Annotated in this window: 19 protein-coding genes, 2 pseudogenes and 1 other annotated feature; of the genes and pseudogenes, 4 read left to right on the forward strand and 17 right to left on the reverse strand. The window is 37.7% G+C overall.

What is annotated here, in order from left to right; translation table 11 throughout:
* Window positions 1-6 precede the first annotated feature (6 nt).
* The 3 genes from AB3219_RS10555 to AB3219_RS10565 form a co-directional block, all read right to left on the reverse strand.
* On the reverse strand, window positions 7-699 hold the full coding sequence (locus AB3219_RS10555; RefSeq protein ID WP_253953631.1) for a threonine/serine exporter family protein: 693 nt from the start codon (window positions 697-699) through the stop codon (window positions 7-9).
* Between the two features lie 217 nt (window positions 700-916).
* Window positions 917-1,117 carry a cold-shock protein gene (locus AB3219_RS10560; protein WP_057748686.1) on the reverse strand — a complete coding sequence of 67 codons (201 nt, stop codon included), beginning with the start codon at window positions 1,115-1,117 and terminating at the stop codon, window positions 917-919.
* A gap of 203 nt (window positions 1,118-1,320) precedes the next feature.
* Window positions 1,321-1,983, reverse strand: a complete 663-nt coding sequence (locus AB3219_RS10565; RefSeq protein ID WP_216753501.1) for a metal-dependent transcriptional regulator — start codon at window positions 1,981-1,983, stop codon at window positions 1,321-1,323.
* A 144-nt stretch (window positions 1,984-2,127) separates the two neighbouring features.
* Between AB3219_RS10565 and AB3219_RS10570 the strand changes: the two genes are divergently transcribed.
* Window positions 2,128-2,469: a hypothetical protein gene (locus tag AB3219_RS10570; protein ID WP_057805014.1), complete on the forward strand. Its 342-nt coding sequence runs from the start codon at window positions 2,128-2,130 to the stop codon at window positions 2,467-2,469.
* 15 nt (window positions 2,470-2,484) lie between these two features.
* On the opposite strand, the gene AB3219_RS10575 is transcribed toward AB3219_RS10570, so the two are convergent.
* Window positions 2,485-3,381: a cation diffusion facilitator family transporter gene (locus tag AB3219_RS10575; RefSeq protein WP_367369440.1), complete on the reverse strand. Its 897-nt coding sequence runs from the start codon at window positions 3,379-3,381 to the stop codon at window positions 2,485-2,487.
* A gap of 182 nt (window positions 3,382-3,563) precedes the next feature.
* Window positions 3,564-5,126, reverse strand: coding sequence for a bifunctional UDP-sugar hydrolase/5'-nucleotidase (locus tag AB3219_RS10580; RefSeq protein WP_263765869.1), 1,563 nt, complete (start codon window positions 5,124-5,126; stop codon window positions 3,564-3,566).
* Between the two features lie 207 nt (window positions 5,127-5,333).
* On the opposite strand from AB3219_RS10580, the pseudogene AB3219_RS10585 reads away from it, so the two are divergent.
* Window positions 5,334-5,795 (forward strand): annotated as a pseudogene (locus tag AB3219_RS10585) (phage tail protein).
* 82 nt (window positions 5,796-5,877) lie between these two features.
* Here AB3219_RS10585 and AB3219_RS10590 read toward each other — a convergent pair.
* The 10 genes from AB3219_RS10590 to AB3219_RS10635 all read right to left on the reverse strand — a co-directional run bounded on the left by AB3219_RS10590 (window position 5,878) and on the right by AB3219_RS10635 (window position 15,571).
* The gene (locus AB3219_RS10590; RefSeq protein ID WP_216753498.1) at window positions 5,878-6,558 is read right to left on the reverse strand and encodes a phosphatase PAP2 family protein; all 681 of its coding nucleotides are present in this window, start codon (window positions 6,556-6,558) and stop codon (window positions 5,878-5,880) included.
* Window positions 6,559-6,571: 13 nt separating this feature from the next.
* Window positions 6,572-7,243 carry an HD domain-containing protein gene (locus AB3219_RS10595; protein ID WP_216763077.1) on the reverse strand — a complete coding sequence of 224 codons (672 nt, stop codon included), beginning with the start codon at window positions 7,241-7,243 and terminating at the stop codon, window positions 6,572-6,574.
* A 2-nt stretch (window positions 7,244-7,245) separates the two neighbouring features.
* Window positions 7,246-8,793 carry a ribonuclease Y gene (rny, locus tag AB3219_RS10600; RefSeq protein ID WP_216753496.1) on the reverse strand — a complete coding sequence of 516 codons (1,548 nt, stop codon included), beginning with the start codon at window positions 8,791-8,793 and terminating at the stop codon, window positions 7,246-7,248.
* A 452-nt stretch (window positions 8,794-9,245) separates the two neighbouring features.
* Complete coding sequence (locus AB3219_RS10605; RefSeq protein WP_260365302.1) at window positions 9,246-10,235, reverse strand: Gfo/Idh/MocA family protein; 990 nt, start codon at window positions 10,233-10,235, stop codon at window positions 9,246-9,248.
* A gap of 17 nt (window positions 10,236-10,252) precedes the next feature.
* Window positions 10,253-10,693, reverse strand: a complete 441-nt coding sequence (locus AB3219_RS10610) for a hypothetical protein (RefSeq protein ID WP_216763079.1) — start codon at window positions 10,691-10,693, stop codon at window positions 10,253-10,255.
* Between the two features lie 940 nt (window positions 10,694-11,633).
* Complete coding sequence (locus tag AB3219_RS10615; RefSeq protein ID WP_057805023.1) at window positions 11,634-12,233, reverse strand: GNAT family N-acetyltransferase; 600 nt, start codon at window positions 12,231-12,233, stop codon at window positions 11,634-11,636.
* A 77-nt stretch (window positions 12,234-12,310) separates the two neighbouring features.
* The gene (locus tag AB3219_RS10620; protein ID WP_216763080.1) at window positions 12,311-12,871 is read right to left on the reverse strand and encodes an NUDIX hydrolase; all 561 of its coding nucleotides are present in this window, start codon (window positions 12,869-12,871) and stop codon (window positions 12,311-12,313) included.
* Window positions 12,864-13,742, reverse strand: a complete 879-nt coding sequence (locus AB3219_RS10625; protein ID WP_216753492.1) for an RluA family pseudouridine synthase — start codon at window positions 13,740-13,742, stop codon at window positions 12,864-12,866. Before AB3219_RS10625 ends, AB3219_RS10620 begins: the two co-directional genes overlap by 8 nt.
* A 36-nt stretch (window positions 13,743-13,778) precedes the next feature.
* Entirely contained in the window at window positions 13,779-14,387 is a 609-nt protein-coding gene (locus AB3219_RS10630) for a TMEM175 family protein (protein ID WP_216753491.1), read from the reverse strand.
* A 605-nt stretch (window positions 14,388-14,992) separates the two neighbouring features.
* The gene (locus tag AB3219_RS10635) at window positions 14,993-15,571 is read right to left on the reverse strand and encodes a hypothetical protein (RefSeq protein ID WP_216753490.1); all 579 of its coding nucleotides are present in this window, start codon (window positions 15,569-15,571) and stop codon (window positions 14,993-14,995) included.
* Between the two features lie 195 nt (window positions 15,572-15,766).
* Here AB3219_RS10635 and AB3219_RS10640 point away from each other — a divergent pair, with 195 nt between their 5' ends.
* Window positions 15,767-15,913, forward strand: coding sequence for a hypothetical protein (locus AB3219_RS10640; RefSeq protein WP_164481576.1), 147 nt, complete (start codon window positions 15,767-15,769; stop codon window positions 15,911-15,913).
* Window positions 15,914-16,045: 132 nt separating this feature from the next.
* Window positions 16,046-16,276 (forward strand) — a binding site (T-box leader).
* Window positions 16,277-16,357: 81 nt separating this feature from the next.
* Entirely contained in the window at window positions 16,358-17,737 is a 1,380-nt protein-coding gene (gene brnQ, locus AB3219_RS10645) for a branched-chain amino acid transport system II carrier protein (RefSeq protein WP_367369441.1), read from the forward strand.
* 399 nt (window positions 17,738-18,136) lie between these two features.
* Here brnQ and rpsN read toward each other — a convergent pair whose 3' ends face one another.
* Together rpsN and AB3219_RS10655 are read right to left on the reverse strand one after the other, a co-directional pair.
* Window positions 18,137-18,406 (reverse strand): 30S ribosomal protein S14, encoded by a 270-nt coding sequence (gene rpsN / locus AB3219_RS10650; protein ID WP_057805029.1) that lies wholly within the window; start codon window positions 18,404-18,406, stop codon window positions 18,137-18,139.
* Window positions 18,407-18,484, reverse strand: a pseudogene (locus AB3219_RS10655) (hypothetical protein); the annotation flags it as partial.
* Window positions 18,485-18,487: the final 3 nt, after the last annotated feature.

An 18,487-nucleotide genomic window follows, 5' to 3' on the forward strand; every position in this document is an offset into this window, starting at 1 on the left:
TTCTCCTTAAAAGAACCTAAACACAAAGGCAATTCCAAACCCAATCGCCGACGCCGTTAACAATGCTTCCATCCCTCGTGCTGGCCCACTCACAAAATGACCATTCAAGATGTCTCGCACAGCATTAGTCAGCGGTACTCCAGGAACCAAAGGCATCACCGCCCCAATGATAATATTATCCACTGAATGCCCTAATCCCAGTCGCACAGTTACCACCGCCATAATGCCAATTAGCAAAGATGAGACAAACTCACTAATAAATTTGATGTCTAATGTTTTATTAATTGCATAATAAACAGCAAAACCAGCTGCTCCAATGATTGACGTGACGCCAATATCATAAAAATTATTGCAAAAAATTGTCATCAAAGGACCGCTTACTAGAGCCGCTCCTAGTACTTGTAGCCAAAACGGAAAGTACGGAACAGCCTCATCCACAATTTTCAGTTGATCAAAAAACTCTTCTAAAGTAACCTTATGCACCGCATAGTCTCTTGAAAGCCGATTAACCCAACTAACTTTTTCCAAATCAATATTTCGGCGACTAACACTTTCAACCTGAGCACTTTTTTGATCTGGGATCGACATAATAATTCCAGTCACTGTTGAAAAGACTTGCGCCTCTGCATAGCCTGAATTGGTGGCAATGCGCATCATCGTATCCTCTGCTCGTGCCATTTCAGATCCATTTTCAATCATAATTCTTCCCGCTAATAAGCAGGTATCCAGTACCAAATCAGTCTGCTTCAACCTAGTCACCCCGTCAATTAATTAAAGTCTATTATGCCATAGCCCTTCCAACAAAACGACCATTATTTGGAGAAATGTTAAAATTCATTCGTTTACTTTCGTTTAAAAAAAGACACAAAAAAAGCCAAGGATCGAAATCCTTGACTTAGTAAATTCTAATTTTTAATTAGTCTTTAACAACGTTAACTGCTTGTGGTCCACGATCACTTTCTTCTACATCGAAAGTAACTGCTTGGCCTTCTTCAAGAGTCTTGAAGCCGTCGCCTTGGATAGCTGAGAAATGTACGAATACATCGCTACCATTTTCGCGAGTAATAAAACCAAAACCCTTGTCTGCGTTAAACCATTTAACTGTACCATGTTCCATAATAGAAAATCCTCCTGAGTGCTTTTTGCACTAAATATTTTAATACTTGATCCGGTGCAAATTGGAGATATTTCTTTATGAAACGATCTTACCAAAATTACCTAACCAAAATACAATGTAATTGTAGCATATAAATTTAGAAAAAGATAGCTAATTTACAATTAAGCTCTTATTTTTTTAATTACCTAATTTTTATACCCCCATTAGTTTTCCTGCACAAACACATAATGAGCTGCTTTATAACTTATTTGTCGTTCATCAATTTCTGATTCGTTATCAATAAGTTTAACCGTTGTCGCACCCTCAAACGGGGCATGATGAATCACTTGAATTTTATCACCAATATCCAAATCAATTTCATCCAGATAGTTCAAAAGTTCTCGATTATCAATAAATCGATCCACTACAACAACACTACCCTCTTTAACGTCAGCCAACAATGTATGACTATCTTCTTGATAATTGCCATCCTTATCAGGAATGACGCCGCCATGTGGGCAATGCGTGGGATGACCCAAAAACTGATCGAGCGAATCTAAAAGTTTTTCACTTGTCACATGTTCTAAAACTTCAGCATCTGCATCAACTTCGGACAACTTATACGATAATTTTTTCACCAAAAAGGTTTCCCAAATTCGATGCTTACGTACCATTATTTCTGCAATCTGAATACCTTTGTTCGTAAGTGAAATTCCAGAATATGGTGTGTGCTTAGCTAATCCTTCTTCTACTAACTTTGTAACCATTTCAGTTACAGAACCAGCTGCAATGTTTAGTCCCATTGCAATTTGTTTATTTGATATTTTCTTTGATTTTCCGCCTAACTCAAAAATTATTTTAAGATAGTCTTCCTTCATCGGGGTCAATCTATTCACCTCATTTTGTTAATACTACTTTTATAACTCATTTACATAAGAAATACAACTAAGGCATCCCAAACTTTAATTTTACACTTTTAATAGTTAAGGTCTATACTAAAGGTGTAATAAGTTTAGTTAGGAAGGGCTATTATGAGTAATTTAGTGTCAATCACGCAATTAGATTCGGACACCCAAGCAAAGGCCGTTCGTTCATTTGCTCAGTTTTATATTCGCCTCTACAAGGCCGGAAATCTTGAAATTGTGTCATCATTTGTTCCCGCAGGTTATCTTAGCGATATTAATGCTTTTATCGCTCGCAATCGTTATTTGACCCACGCCAACTTGTTAGACTTAAGTCTTGCAACTTCAAGTAAAGATTATCTTCAGGTTATCGAACATCTTAACCAAAAATTTAATCTAACTGGAACACCAGAAATTCCTTGGCATACCTGGTTCGTCTCGCTTCATAAACAGCTTGTGATCGAAAGTTAGCTTTCACAACTGGCATTAAATATCATGCCGATCACGCGTAAATAGTTCATTACTTTTTCCACGAAAAACTTCAGCTTGCAAAGTCACGTGATCCACGTGATATTTTTTTTGCAATAAATTCTCCAAATGACGATAAATCGGCTCCACATCACTTAATAATTGATCATTCAAGTTAATATGTGCAGAAAACATAATACGATTTTCATCAATTTGCCAAGCATGAATATGATGGACGTTAACTACCCCAGGTTCTTTTAACATATCATGTTTCATTGCTTCAAAATCAAGATTAGGTGCAGCCTGCATCAAAATATTGATAGCCTCTTTTAAAACTGGCCACGTTTCCCACATTATGTATCCTGAAACTAAAATTGTGACAATTGGATCAACGATGCTAATATGCCAAATCTGAATAATAATTGCACCAATGATAATCCCAAATGAAGACATCGCATCACTTAAAATGTGCAGATAGGTGGCTTTAATATTTAAATTGTTTTTTGCACCACGGCTCAATAATAAGGCAGAAACAAAATTAGCTAACGTTCCCACAATTGCCACAATTAGCATAATACCGCCATTTACGGGCTCAGGGTTTAAAATTCGACGAGCACTTTCAATAATCAAGAATACTGAAACGACAATTAAAAATACAGAATTCACAAAAGCAGAAATGATTTCAGCACGTCGGTAACCAAATGTTTTTGAAGTATTTGAATTTTTAAGTCCGATGCGACTGGCAACATACGCCAAAACAACGGATGCAGAATCACCAAGATTATGAAAAGCATCCGAGAGCAATGCCAAACTACCAGATAAAAGCCCACCGATAAGTTCCACCACGGTGATTAATGCGTTTAAAACGGTTACCAGCAAAAAACGTAATCCGCTCATTCTAGAATTTTTATACATCTGTATCTCCCCTTCTGTGTTAATTATCGGCTAAAACAAACTACTAAGCAAGCCAACATAAAGGTTAGAAAAATTAAAAATATTGTTGATAACAACAATCCTTAAAATCACAAACACCTAAGATTAATTCAAGTAAGAAATAAGACGAAATTCCTTATTCAAGTCAATTTTAGGTTGTTTAGTCATTTAATAATCTTGAAATTATTATTTACTGTAGCGGTAATCACGGGATGTTTTTGTAAATAATCCGCAATTAACTCTGACATTGCCTCTGTATTTTCGCGAATAATTTTACCTTCTGAAAACATCGGATAGTGTCCACCACCAACTGCACGATACTTATTAAGGACAATTTCAAATGAGTCCTTGGCTTCAATTGGATGTCCCTTCGTTGCCAAACGGACCACACGACTACCCACCGGTTTTGAAATGTCTAAAGTATAATCGATGCCTTCATACATATCATAATTGTAGTGACGTTTTTTGGGCGATAGATACCTTGTATTCACAATAAACTCATTTTTTTCATTAACCATAAAATACTTGGCACTCACCTCAAGTGCTGCACGAATATCAGCTCCTGAGACGCGTAAAACAGCCAATGAATTCGGATAAACATAGTTAGTCACGACTTCGCGCATGGTGATTTGTTCGTCAAATCCGGTTGCTTCATCATTAAACAACGCGGTGGCCGAAATAGAAGTCCCCGTGGCTTCCATTTGAACTTTCTGAATAAACTCAATAAAGGCTGATTCTTCAATTCTTGCCTTAAAGGGATCGGTAATTTTCATGTTCCCTTGAACTTTTCCTAATGGTTGATCTAGCCATGTCTGTGTATCTGTTTCCACATCAGTCATGATTGCTTTTAATTCTTTATGTACTGGATATTTTGCTGTTGAAATCAATTCAGCAGTTGAGCCAACCACCATAGGAGTTTGTTGTGGATCAATTTCTAAAGTGATTTTGCCAACCGCTGCTCCTCGATGACCCGCTTGAACAGTCGGAACACCAAATAATTTAGTCGCAATTAACCGATGCTGATGCGCAGAAACCAAAGCATCAATGCCCTTAATTGTTTTTAACAGTTCATAACCAACGTTTTCACCACGAAGCGACTCTGTTTCTTTACCCGTCTTCAAATCACGTTCAAATCCGCCATGGTAAACAACGACAAGCACATCTGCTTTTTTCTTTAATTCTTCCACGTAATGTTTAGCTGTGTCGAGAACCTTTTTAAACTTAAGTCCTTTAATATGTACTGGATCTTCCCAAAACGGAATATACGCAGTTGTTAATCCTAACACTGCAATTCGAATTCCCTGTTTAGAAAAAATTCGATAGGCTCCGTCCACTAATGAGTTATCATCCTGATTCAAAATATTCGCCGATAAAATTGGGTAATTAGTATTCTCAACGGCTTTTTTTAGATAATTCAATCCATAGTTAAATTCATGATTTCCTAATACCCCAACATCATAATCAATCGCATTATACGCCTTCATTAATCGTTGTGGTGCCGGTGGATTGCTAAACTTTGCAAGATATTCTGTCAAAGGTGACCCTTCTAGCACGTCGCCTGCATCAACCGTGAGTACTGGTCCAGTTGCATTCTGACGTTCCTTTGCGATAACCTGTGCCGCCTTTAATAAACCAAAAGGTAAATTCAAATGTTGTTTTACAAAGTTAGTAGGATAGACAAATCCATGCACATCACTTGTTGAAAGAATGGTTAATTTGAGTGTCAAATTTTCACCTCCATCAAATCTTCTAGATAACATCGATTTTACCACAAACCTATCTAATCGTGACGATTAATTATCACATATTTGAAAGCGGCTTCGATTATGCACAATTTTTTCTCTTTTATCTCGCTTTCTGCTTCGTTTGAATTGACCGACCAGTCATAACTTTATATACTATGACTAACAAATACGGAAATGAGGTAACATAAAGTGGCATATGAAGTTGATTTCAAGAAAGTATCCACAGTGGGTTTGGAAAGTTAGCCAGTAGCCAATGCGTTAGCAGGATTACGGGCAAACGAGGCACGTTACTATTGGAATAAGTATAAGCATGTTTTTACAACCATCCCCGCCAGTGAAGGCAAAGACACGCTCGCCTGGATTGAAAAGATCTTATCAGAAAGAGATATGCATTTTCCCTATAAACCCTTAGAAGTATCAGAATTTGAAGTAGACGGCATTAAAATGGCCTATGTTTTCTACGAGAATGGTTTAGCTGTCAACGTCATGTACAGCCTAACTGAAGGTGGTAAACGTGCAGTTGGCTTCAAGTTATCCAATGGTATGCCCATTCCAAAAGAATTTGAAGGTAAATTTAAGTTTGCTCATCAGAAGTCACGTTTAGCAGGTGTCATTCGGGGATCATTCTTCGTTATCAAGGGTACTTACTAAAGAATAGGCAAATATTTTTAAATAAATAAAAACGTGAGACAAATGTGAATTTAATCACTTTTGTCTCACGTTTTATTATCAATTAATGTTGACTATGTTTTCCCTCAGCCTTTGGTTCCACATACTGAGCAACAAAATCATACAGCTTGTTATACAACCAACGTGCAATTGCTAACCAGGCAATCGCCAAGAAAAAGGCGCCAAACACATCTGATGGATAATGTGCTCCTAAATAAACACGAGAGTACATCACCAATACAACCCAAATAATCAATACAATTTGGCTAACTTTTTGTACGGTTTCTGAACGCAGCTGACTAACGAAAAACCATAGTATCAGGAACACAATGATAACTGCTCCAAATGTATGACCACTTGGAAAACTATAACCACTTTCTGGAATGATCTGATTCCATCTTGGTCGTGCTCTTTGGACAATTTCTTTACATATGTAGGCAATGACATCTCCACCACCAATCGTTGCCAGGGTCCAAATTGCATCTACACGCATGCGCACAAACCACAATATGCCGGCAATAATAACAGCATATACGATTGCAAATGACGGTTCGGCGATCTTAGTTACTATGGTCATCAAAGTTGTTTCAAACGATGGAAACGAGCTTTGAACCACACTAATAATTCCCGTATCAATTTTCAATAACAGTGAAAAATTAGCTTTAACCGACAACATTAGTAGAATAAAAATTAATCCCGACGCCCAAGCGGACTTAGCCGAAATTGAGTTTTGATTTTTTAACATAAGCTACTCCAAATTATTTATTTTGATTCCATTCTGCTTTGAATTCTTCGAGAAAGTCTTCCAAAACAGTTGTTCGGTGCTTGGCAATCCTTTTAGCCGCGGCCGTATTCATCAGTCCCGCAAGTTTCAAAAGTTTTTCATAAAAATGATTAATAACCGTTTCATTTTGACGATATTGGGCATGCGTCATTTTATCTCGGGGAGCAATCTTAGGATCATACATTACGTGTCCGTGCGCACCACCATAATAGAATACTCTACCAATGCCAATTGCCCCAATTGCATCTAAACGATCCGAGTCCTGGACTAACTGGCCTTCTATGGTTAACTGATAATGATGTTCCAAGTTTTTTGAAAATGACATGTGTGTAATAATATCGAAAATAGCGGCAATTCTTTTTGCACTAACTTTCTGATCCTGTAAAAACTGTTTGACCTCAGTTTCAGCAGCTGCTTGATTATCCACAATTTTCTCATCAATTACGTCATGTAATTCAGCACTAGCCAACACAACAAATAAATCAACGTCTGTGTCAGTAGTTTCTAAAACTAATCGGCGAGCCAGCTTGACCACGCGTTGAGTATGCGCATAATCATGCCCTGTTCTATCATCATTTAACTTGGAAAATACAAACTTATCAATTGTATCCAGAACTTTTCCTTCTTCATTATTCAATTTCTTCATTTTTACCCCGCGTATTCTACAATCTGTAACTTTCGAACAACCGTCACTTTTACCTGACCAGGATAGGTAACTTCTTGTTCAATTTGATCCTTAACACTTCCAGCCAGTTTCTCAATGCTTTTATCAGAGGTTTGGTTCGGCTTTACAATCACGCGTAACTCACGCCCTGCTTGAATGGCATAACTCTCCTGTACCCCAGGATACTGATTGGCAATGCCTTCCAAACTAGAAATGCGTTGCAAATAATCTGCAGCCGATTCACTTCGCGCACCTTGGCGTGAACCTGAAATAGCATCAGCAGCAGCTACCAGATCAGAAATCACATACTTAGCTTCGACATCACCATGATGAGAAGCAATCGCATTAATTACAACAGGATCTTCATGGTACTGAGTTGCTAGCTCTACACCTAATTCCACATGCGTCGCTTCGACATCACGGTCAATTGACTTACCAATATCATGCAAAAGACCTGCTCGTTTAGCTAAATCAACATCTTCACCTAACTCAGCAGCAAAGACACCCGCTAAATTAGCAGCTTCGATCGAATGATCCAATATGTTTTGCCCATAGCTAGTTCGAAAATGCATTCGCCCAATAAATTTGATCAAATCAGGATGAATATTTTTAATATTGAGTTCATTAATCGCCTGTTCACCAAACCCACGAATCAGTTCATCAACGGTTCTTACTGTTTGATTGACAATTTGTTCCACAATATCGGGATTAATTCGGTTGGCCTGAATAATCTGCGTCATTGCGCGTTTGGCAATTTCTCGTCGCATGGGATCATAGCCATCTAGTGTAATTAACCGTTGTTGATCATCAATATTAATATCAATTCCAGTTAAAGCTTCTAGTGCTCGCACATTTTGACCAGCATTACCAATAATTTTACCCAACGCTTCGTTAGAAGGTACATCCATCGTTCGATTAGATGGAAAAATATGTGATCGAATCCCACTATGCTCAATTGCATGAGCAATTAGATTTTTTGCCTCTTTTTCACTGCTGCTCTGATACTCAGCTTCTGCATTTCGAACAGTTCGTTTGCCTTCTTCTTTTAAGTCACGTTTTGTTTCGTCCAAAACGTATTCTTGTGCCTTGTTATGACTCATTTCAGCCACATCCTGCAAGGTCTCTTCTCTTTTACCAATCAAATCTGTGGCTTGGGTTCGAATTTCTTTTAAAGCTTCACGATTTTCCTTAATCAGTTCTTGTTTATTTTTAAAATTATCAAAACGTCGGTTAAGAAGATCTTCTTTTTCGCTCAAAACTTGATCACGCTGATCTAGCCAGGTGGCCTTACGACTATTATCTTGCACATCAGTCGTAATTTCTTGATCAATCGATTCTTGATAAGCTAGGGTCTCACGTTTGCCCTTACTTAAGGCTCGTTTGGCTGCTACTTGTCCCTCTTTTTCGGCGTCTTTCAGAATTTGTTGCGCTTGTTGATGAGCTAACCGTAAATGACGTTGATGTTCAATTTTTCGAATTTCAAAACCAATTGCAATGGCAATCAATAAAGCAACTATACTCACAACAAACATCTGAAATTCCTCCTTTTAGTATCGTTAAATTCATATCTCCCATTATATCACAATGTTTTTAACCCCTACTTTGATTTTCTTTAGATCAGAGTCGCAAAAATTAGATAACCAAAATAAAAAGCGCTTTTCAAGAACCTGCTCAACTTGAAAAGCGCCTGGGGATAGATCTAAATACCAATCTAAAACTTAAAGTTTCAAGGTACATATTGTTTCAATTACGATTCCTTACGTTTCCTAGGATTCAATAGGAAACGCAGTCAAAGCGTATTTGTACGCATCTAATTAAAAAATCTTTCACAAAACTTTTTTCTTAAAAACGTTGCAACATGACAAGCATCAGTCCATCCAAAAAATCGACTGATATTGCAGGTATTCCTTGGTACTTAGATCGAACCCTACCCCATCCAAAGAGTATCATCTTTAAAACCAACTCACAAGCAAAATGACACAAGTTAACGAATCTTTTTCATTTGAGTCGGAAACCACTGACGATAAAGGCCCTCAATAATCTTCATTGTTTTCAAAGTAATGGCCGGAGTCATAACTGAACTTGCCTGCTGTTTGTTTAATATTTGCTCTGAAACATGATTAAACTCGTAAACAAATTCACTCTTTTGTGTCTGTTTAAACTTTTGAGTTACGTGATTAACAGTCAATTCATAAGCATCGGTTTTCCAGTAGTTAGGTACAGTCAACGAACCCTTTGTTCCCCAAAAGGTAATTTGACTAGACAACTGCTGACTCAGGGTGGTCATAAATACACTGGCCAACTGGCCTGATTTTAGCTTGAGGTTTAATTGTACCTGATCATCTGCCTGCAATGCTGTGTGACTAATCTGTCCTTGATACGCCACAATGTCGGTTTGCAAAACTAACTGTAAATATTCCAATCCATACGAGGCACTTCCATAAAATGCGCCGCCACCAACCGTCACATCGTGAAACCAGGGAATTTTTTCAATGCCGGGATGTGATTCTTGAATTGTGATACCATAAATCTTTCCAATGGCTTGTCGTTTTAGTAACTGCTTGCGCACCTGATCGGTAACAGGTAAAAAAGCTGCCTTTTGGCCTTCCATTAAAAAACATTGTTGCTTTCTTGCCAGCTCAAAAAGATCCTTTGCTTGTGCATAAGTTAAGGTAAATGGTTTCTCTAATAACACATTCTTATGATGCTGTAACGCCAATTTTGCCCCGGCATAATGACCTGCATTCCACAGCGGAATATAGATAACATCTATATTTTGATCTGCACAAAGTTCCTCATAATTTCCATATGCCACTGGAATTTCAAATTGGGTAGCTACCTTTTGGGCTTTTTCGAGGTTACGAGCGGCAATCGCCACAACTTGGCTATTGGGTGATTCATGAATTCCCGCAATAATACGCGGCACAATTGAAGCAGCTCCCATAATACCGTATCGCACAACTTTTTGTTCCATAGCGCTTACCTCAGATATTAATCCTTTTTATCTTCTGTATTTCCTTCATCAATCATGCGCCACTCACCTTCACCCGCTTTGGAAATATCATTTACAAAGCCAGTAACCATTTGTGCACGATCCATGTCTTTTTCTGCCAAAACATTCAAACCTTTACCAGTTGTCATTGGTAAGCCAAGTTCAAATTGTTCTTTTCCCATTTTTCCTTCAGCAAAGGCCACTACCCAGTCTTTGGTATCAATTTGGGTATAAAGGAAGAACAAGGAATAGTGGTCAGCTAAATAAGCCGGAACGGCCCAAACATTCTCACCAACCTCCTGCATATCATTACCATTGAAATTATATTCACTAGCATTTTTCTTAGAAATACCATGATTTAAAACCATTAACATTTGTTCAAATTTCTTGTCACCTAAAGTCAATTCAACTTCTTGAAAATCATCGTTATCTTTAGTCAATTTAATTACCCCATTATATTTTTATTTTATTATTCCTCTTGATTTTATAATAAACCATTCACAAAAGATACTCCAATGACTGTGATATCTGGTAAATACCATTTCACACTTATTTTAACCAAGCCTAAAGGTTGAAAGCACAAAAATGTATCTAATTACCTGACACAAAAATGTTCATAGTAACAAAATTAGATTTAAATGCCGTCTTCCAGCAAATTTGGGCTGGAACGTAGTGCGAGTTCTTGCGGCGGTCTTGGCCACAAGAATCGACATCGTACGGAGCATCAAGATTTTCGGAACGAAAATCATTCTTCTTTGCGTAGTAGTGGGCACGACTTAGAGCCGAAATGCACGTCTCTAAGCTCGGCCTTTATCTAAGCGAAACCCGCTAAGATAAATGTCACTACTGAGCCCATTTGCTTCCAGACTAAAGCTAATTTTTGCAATCTACACAGCGATATAAAAGCTATGATGTAAGTTTCGTTAAGCATTATTTAAGCATCAAACGTTATTAGTCCAGAGGCGATTGGTCTCAGGGGTGAAATTATTCTTAGTAATTTATTGCTTAGAATAAGGCCGAGTTTGAAGACAAGTGTACTTCTTGACTTCAAATCGTGCCCACTATTACACGTAAGGGTTAGTTTTCGTTCCGAAAACTTTAATGTTTTATACGATGTCGATTCTTGTGGCAAAAACCAGCCGCAAGAACTCGCACCCCGTTCCAGACCAGGTGAGCCGCAGGACGGCAGTTAAACTATTTTTTGGAGTCTAAGTCGTTTAACAGCAGTTATTGAAGCGATTTTGATACTTTCAACCTTTAGAAGCGAGCTTTCAAAAAAGAGATTGGCCAAAGTACTTGCCAATCTCCTACTTTTATTTGCAAAATTTCTATTTGAAATGTGGAAAATAAAGGAAAGTTGTTTTCCATTTTTTATTATTTTTAAGCGAACACAGGTTGTGTTGTTACAATTGGTTTTTGCATATGATCATACATATGATCGCCAATCTTTTTGGTCCCCACTTTTTTAAAACCGTGTCTTGCATACAATCGCTTGGCATTAGGATTTTCAAAATCCACATTTAAACCAATGATTGTATCTCCATCTTGGCGAACAAACTCCGGCAGCGCATGTAATAAACGACCGCCAATTCCTTGACCCTGATATTCAGGATCAACCGCAATAGAATCAAGATACCATTCATTTTTAAAAGCTTCTAAGTCTGGATCTAATACATCACCATCAAACACATTAGCCTTAAGGGTAATTCGATCAATAATTGCATCCAGATCTTCTTCATACTGATCAGGATAACCGAATGCAACGCCTACAACTTTACCAGTTGTTTGATCCTCCGCAACAATGGTAGTGGCTTTCTCACCAGTATAGGCATCTGTTTGATAAGCACGTTTTAGAACTCGCATCCAAACAGGGTCAGGGACATCATCCAGTTCATCTAGTTCCATTTCATCATAAATAATATTAATCAACGGGGCTATCTGACCGGCATCATCTTTATCAGCTTCACGTATAATTATCACAAAAATCCTCCTTTAATCTATCTAATAGATTACGGGATTATCGTAAAAATGTAAAGTTGTTTGCAAATGTGAAAAAACTACTGTTTATCTTTATAAAACATTTCATAGTATCCCACCGTGGCAATAGCTTGCGATGAGCGCACCCGTCTCTGAGCAATTAATTGCTTCAAATGGCTATACCGAATCAACTGACTATTTACAAATTCATCGCTATCGAAATGTTGTTGTTTTGTTTTGGTAGATTCAATTTGAGCCAAAACCAAAACAACTTTTTCAGTTGAAAAACCAGCTGACACCGTGGATGTCGTCATAATTTCAATCTTTTTAGCCTGATACCCAGTTTCTTCGAGTAATTCCCGTTTGGCTGCTTGAACAGGAGTTTCACCTTCATTAATTAATCCTGCCGGCAATGATAAACTTTCGGCATTAACACCCACTCGATATTCAGAATTTAGCAAAACATGTTGATCGGCTGTAAATGCCAAGATGGTCACGGCTGAACCATGCAAAATTACATCGCGATCGACTGTTAAGCCATCAGGTGTTTTGATTTTCTGCTTATTTAAGGTAAAAATCGGTCCCTTATAGATTTCTTTTTGGGCTAAGATTTTGCCCGGAATTCCTTCATTTTTAAACATTTTTTAGATTCTCCATATCCTGTGGCATTGGTACTTCAAACAAATGCGTTTGGTCAGTTAACGGATCTACAAATTTCAACGAAACAGCATGCAAGGCTTGCCGAGCAATTTTCTTATCCATTGGTCCACCATAAAGCTGGTCACCTAATAGAGGATGTCCCAGACTTGCAAAATGTACCCGAATTTGATGGGTTCTACCAGTCAATAGTTCGACTTCAACCAACGCATAAGTATCATATTGCTGAATTAATTGAAACCGCGTTTGCGCTTGTTGTCCCGTTTCACTTACTTCACGATGAATACCATCTTCAGCACGGGCAATTGGTTTATCAATTAATCCTTCTTTTTCTTTAAGCGTTCCTTGTACAAAGGCAAAGTATTTTTTCTCAATGTCATGATTTTCAATTTGTGGGGCTAAGACACCAACTGCTAGCCGATTCTTAGCGATTAGCATCACACCGCTGGTATCACGGTCTAATCTTGTAATCACATGAGGAATTAAATCTTTGCTGCCCTGATCTTTGAGATGTCCTTTAACTCGATTCACAACGGTATCTTCTCGGTTACTAGGACCTGGAACTGAAGATAGGCCAACAGGTTTATTAATCACCAACCAATTATCATCTTCAAAAACAATCTCCACCGGTTTAAAACTAAACGGAACGTTAGCATCCGATTTTTCTTTGGGCAAACGTAAATTTAATTCTGCTCCTGCATTAAGCACATCAGTTGTACTAACTTTGTGGCCATCTATTCTCATTGTACCCTCGTGTTTCGCGGTGCTAATTAAGCGATGACTTAAACCCTTTGATTTCAAAAATGCTTTGATTCTCATTGGTTGCTTTGTTGTATTCTCTAAATTAATAATCATTTAAACTCTCCATTATCTGTCTTCTCTAATACTTTTTTACATCGATTTGCTCAGCCTTAGATAGGCAACAAAATGATAGCCTACCCCGACTAACAATAAACATGCACCTAACCAAATCGAGAAAAAAGTTGCTAAAATTGCTGCTCCATAAATAATGACACTACGAACTGGGTCATATCTAATCGCTAAATAAAAATGCGGCTGATCACTCTTCATGCGTGTTAATTCAGGATGTTTTCGCACATACGAGTACAACCAAGCAAATGTCAGTGAAATAAATAAAGCAACAATGTCATAGTAAACAAACGCTACTTGCATATCATTTTGATTTTCCGAAATCAAGGTATTAGCTACCAGCGCCGTTGGATAATCAATCAGTGTGACTGAAAAAAGCATCACTAAATTAATGATATTCAGACTCGTATTTGTCTCTTTTAGGGTTTGAAAAAAATCATGATGAAACAGCCAAATTGTGCCAACATACAGAAAAGAAACAATGTAAGCGAACATTGTTGGCCATTGTTTAAGCACCGCCGAGAACAAACCACCCACATGATAGTCTGGAATTTTGAAGTCCAAAACTAAAATGGTAATTAAAATAGCGTAAACTCCATCACTAAAAGCCTGCATTCGATCTATTTTCAAAGGCTCATCCCCTTCTTTTCGAACCTTTTATCATTACTTATTCATTAATATAAGTATTATAACCTGCTTTCACATTCACCGCGAATCAATTCTAGTGCTGAACTAAAGGTTAAAAGTATAAAAATCACTTCAATAACTGCTGTTAAACGACTTAGCCTATAAAAAATAGTCTAAAATGCCGTTTTCCAGCAAATTTGGGCTGGAAGACGGCATTTCAATCAAATTTTGTTACCAAAAACGCTTTTATATCAGGCAACGAGATGTGTTTTGGGCTTTCAACCTTTAGTGCTGAATATGTATCCAGTTTTAGTACGTAGTGTCTCTAATTAGATTTAATTTTAACTTTTAACTGTTTTTGGATTTTGTTCTGGAGCTGATTTGGAACAGTGTGGGTAGCTTACAAGCTAATTCCTATTTCTTAGGTTAAAAATGAATCTTTCCAGTCTTTCCGATAAAATTGCTAGTAACATCGACCCACTTGAGAAACTGTCCCCATCAGATTACCCATGACACTACTAGTTACTGCATTTAACTGAATATTAATCAGAATTTTCGATAAAAAAAAGCCGAAATTATCGACTTTTTCTAAATATATACCCCTTATTTTAATTTTCAAATGATCCAAAGTTCTTTCTACCTTTAGTACGTTTAAATAAACTTGAATAACGGAAAATTTGTTTTGTTTGTTTTGCTTGTTTTAATTGTTCAATTTTAGCTTTGGATTGACAATTTAGAAGAATGGCAATCAATTCATCATTGCTAACTCGGTTAGCCATTTTAGCCACCTTAACTGTTTGACGATCCCAACTGGTAATTTGTGTTTGATCCGTTTCATTTACAATTTCTGTTAAAAATCCAAGATTGCTGACCAGATTACCCTGATCATTTAAGTTACGATCTTTAAACCAGCGTAGAACTTGAATTCCTTCACCAGAAAGTTCGATTGGTTTATGCCGAATTTTAGCAACTTCACCTAAAAACTGCTCATTTGTCATCTGCATTAGTGCTCGTGCTGCACTAACCGTTCGTTCATCATAATGTTTGTTAACAGCCTGTTTGTCTTCTAGGGCACCCATCACTTGGTTCAAGTAACCGAAAGCTACAAACAAATTTTCTGGTTGTGATCGCTGTGTTTTGAGTTGTTGTTCAATCCAGTTAACTAAACGATACTGTTTTTTAATCATAAATGACTCCCTTCTGATTTATTGAGTTGTTGTTTATAATACAGATAAAGTGTTGCAACTTGGTTACCAAAGTTTAAAGGAGTCGTTAATAAACTTTTACGTCCATAGATTACACGTTTTTTGTAAAATACATTTGCTTTTTAGGACCATTTATGATTACAATAGTAGTAACTTAAATTTTTTAGGAGGAACATCATGAGATCACCATATAACTCATTTGCAAAACGTCGTCCTGTTGCTGGAAAGCGCGAACGTCGCCGTCGTCAAGCACGAATCGTTGCTATCCAACGTTTCGCTAAGGGCAAGACAGAAGAAATTGTTGACACTCCAAAAGTTAAATAATAGGCTAATCGCCGTGAAATAATCATTCAAACGTTCATCACGAAAATTGAAGGGTTATTTTTTTATTTTCATTTTAAGGTTGACACTTAAGAATTCTCGTAGTAGATTAAGAACATATTATAAATCAATGAGAAAAAAGCTGTGAAAAGAAAGTATGGAAAACACCCATTGCAAAGCGAGCGTCATTTGGTGAAAGGACGTCAATGTATTTTTCCAGAACATCATCTTTGAGCGATACTTACGAATTTGAGTAGGCATTGGGTGCTCCCATTACAGAGCTAGAGTATGATTTCGTACTCGAAAAGGCAGGATTAGTGATAGTCCTGTAAACAAAGGTGGTAACACGCTAAAAACGTCCTTGTCAGAATAACTATTCTGATGAGGACGTTTTTTATTTTTCAGTTTTTTTACTCGGCTGATTTAAATTTACGAGGAGTGATATTTATGGAAGAAAAAAAGTTAACTAAAAAAGATTATGTGGTGGTCAGTTCCATGCTGTTTGCCTTATTCTTTGGAGCTGGAAATTTAATTTTTCCACTTCATTTAGGTCAATTGTCCGGCGCAAACTGGTTTCCGGCTGCCCTTGGTTTTTTAGTAACTGGTGTCTTACTACCGCTACTATCGGTACTAGCAATCAGCATCACCCGTTCAGAAGGTGTCTATGATATTGGTAAACCACTGGGAGCCGTTTTTGCCCTAACCTTTATGGTTTTAATTCACGGCACAATTGGCCCACTCTTTGGAACACCACGAACCGCCACTGTTTCCTATACAGTTGGTGTTGCGCCTTTAATTCCTGCTCATTTTCAAACTTTAGGACTTGTTATTTTTTCTGCTGTTTTCTTTGGCCTTGCCTACCTATTTTCAGTTGAACAAAATAAAATTGTTTCTAACGTTGGTAAACTATTGAATCCCGTTTTTCTGACCTTACTAGTTTTTGTGTTTATCCTTGGTTTCAGTCATCCCTTAGGAACACCCGCAAGTCAAGCTGTCACAACTGCCTATAAAACTGGTGCTTTCACAAACGGCTTTTTACAAGGTTACAACACTATGGATGCCCTGGCCGGTTTGGCGTTTGGAGTTACCGTTGTGACGGCAATTAAGCTTATGGGCAAAAAAAATGCAAACAGCATTGCTTTTGTCACTGCCCGTGCTGGCCTTCTTTCGATGGGATTTGAAGCTATTATCTATGTTGCCTTAATTTTATTGGGGGCAATGTCACTTGGTAAATTCAAATTAAGTGCTAACGGTGGCGTTGCTTTTGATCAAATTGTTAATCACTATCTTGGTGTTGTAGGTCAGTCTATTCTAGCTGCTTTAATTACTTTAACCTGTTTAACTACTGCCATTGGCTTAGTTGCTGCGTTTGCACAAGATTTCCACAAACACTTTCCAAAGATCAGCTACAAAACTTGGTTAGCATTTACAAGCCTTGCATCATTCTTAACGGCTAATCTTGGTTTAAATCAAATTATCGCTTGGTCAACACCATTCTTAATGTTTTTGTATCCATTAGCGATGGCACTTATCTTACTTTCAGTTTTATCTCCCCTGTTTCATCGTGATCCGATTGTTTATAAATTTGTCGTAACTTTCACGGTTATCCCAGCACTGTTCGATATGATGGCTGCTTTCCCATCTGTCGTCAGTCAAAGTGCCCTTGGTAAAGCCATGACAAGCTTTCAACAAACCTATCTACCACTTGCCCAATATGGACTCGACTGGCTGTTACCAGCTTTGATAGGAATGGTTTTAGTAGTTGCCTGCTATCTCGTCAAACGTCATTTAAATGTTGGCAAAGTTCCTCAACAAAGCCAAGAGTAAAATCAATTAAAAAAACACGCATCTTTCAATGATTAGGGTCAAGTATAGTTAGCTCAATCATTGAAAGATGCGTGTTTTGTGTTTTTATCGTTTAAACTGAAAAATTTTAGTTGGGAGATTACTTCATTTTTTCCACACTTTTTATTTTAAACGTGTTTCAAAAAACAAACTACTCCGCTTAACCCACCTTCGAAAACGAACCACACAACCCGTGGTCCATTTCCGAAGCTACGTTAATGCTCATAGTCTCCCGTTTTTTCCACACTCTTGTTTTAAACGCGCTCCAAAAAACAGACCACTCCGCTTAACCCACCTTCGAAAACAAACCACACAACCCGTGGTTCATTCCCGAAGCTACGTTAATGCTCGCAGTCCCCCGTTTTTTTCCACGCTCTTGTTTTACCAACTCGCCTTTCTCACTCCTGGAATCTGACCCTCATGTGCCAGCCTCCTAAAGTTCAAACGCGACAACCCGAACTTTCTCAAATATGCATGCGGCCTGCCATCCAAATGATCCCTTCTATGAATTCTTGTTGGCGAAGCATTCCTTGGCAACTTGCTCAATGCCTCATAATCATGATTCTTTTTCAATTGTTTCCGCAGTGACGCATATTTTGCCACCGTTGCTTCAATTCTTTGTTCCTTAATAATTTTTGACTTCTTTGCCATTTACAGATTTCCTTTCTTCTGCTTTTTTGCAGCTTTAATCGTCCGGAGCGCTGACTTTCTTGTCTTTAAACTCGGGCTCTT

Origin of the sequence: Pediococcus ethanolidurans, from assembly GCF_964062635.1 — a bacterium.
In the GTDB taxonomy this organism is placed as follows: domain Bacteria; phylum Bacillota; class Bacilli; order Lactobacillales; family Lactobacillaceae; genus Pediococcus; species Pediococcus ethanolidurans.

What these genes read in the sequence shown, in the direction of transcription:
- AB3219_RS10555 (WP_253953631.1), bottom strand. Translation starts at nt 699, where the DNA reads ATGATTGAAAATGGATCTGAAATGGCACGAGCAGAGGATACGATGATG.
- AB3219_RS10560 (WP_057748686.1), bottom strand. Translation starts at nt 1,117, where the DNA reads ATGGAACATGGTACAGTTAAATGGTTTAACGCAGACAAGGGTTTTGGT.
- AB3219_RS10570 (WP_057805014.1), top strand. Translation starts at nt 2,128, where the DNA reads ATGAGTAATTTAGTGTCAATCACGCAATTAGATTCGGACACCCAAGCA.
- AB3219_RS10575 (WP_367369440.1), bottom strand. Translation starts at nt 3,381, where the DNA reads ATGTATAAAAATTCTAGAATGAGCGGATTACGTTTTTTGCTGGTAACC.
- AB3219_RS10590 (WP_216753498.1), bottom strand. Translation starts at nt 6,558, where the DNA reads ATGTTAAAAAATCAAAACTCAATTTCGGCTAAGTCCGCTTGGGCGTCG.
- AB3219_RS10595 (WP_216763077.1), bottom strand. Translation starts at nt 7,243, where the DNA reads ATGAAGAAATTGAATAATGAAGAAGGAAAAGTTCTGGATACAATTGAT.
- rny (WP_216753496.1), bottom strand. Translation starts at nt 8,793, where the DNA reads ATGTTTGTTGTGAGTATAGTTGCTTTATTGATTGCCATTGCAATTGGT.
- AB3219_RS10605 (WP_260365302.1), bottom strand. Translation starts at nt 10,235, where the DNA reads ATGGAACAAAAAGTTGTGCGATACGGTATTATGGGAGCTGCTTCAATT.
- AB3219_RS10620 (WP_216763080.1), bottom strand. Translation starts at nt 12,871, where the DNA reads ATGTTTAAAAATGAAGGAATTCCGGGCAAAATCTTAGCCCAAAAAGAA.
- AB3219_RS10625 (WP_216753492.1), bottom strand. Translation starts at nt 13,742, where the DNA reads ATGATTATTAATTTAGAGAATACAACAAAGCAACCAATGAGAATCAAA.
- AB3219_RS10635 (WP_216753490.1), bottom strand. Translation starts at nt 15,571, where the DNA reads ATGATTAAAAAACAGTATCGTTTAGTTAACTGGATTGAACAACAACTC.
- AB3219_RS10640 (WP_164481576.1), top strand. Translation starts at nt 15,767, where the DNA reads ATGAGATCACCATATAACTCATTTGCAAAACGTCGTCCTGTTGCTGGA.
- brnQ (WP_367369441.1), top strand. Translation starts at nt 16,358, where the DNA reads ATGGAAGAAAAAAAGTTAACTAAAAAAGATTATGTGGTGGTCAGTTCC.
- rpsN (WP_057805029.1), bottom strand. Translation starts at nt 18,406, where the DNA reads ATGGCAAAGAAGTCAAAAATTATTAAGGAACAAAGAATTGAAGCAACG.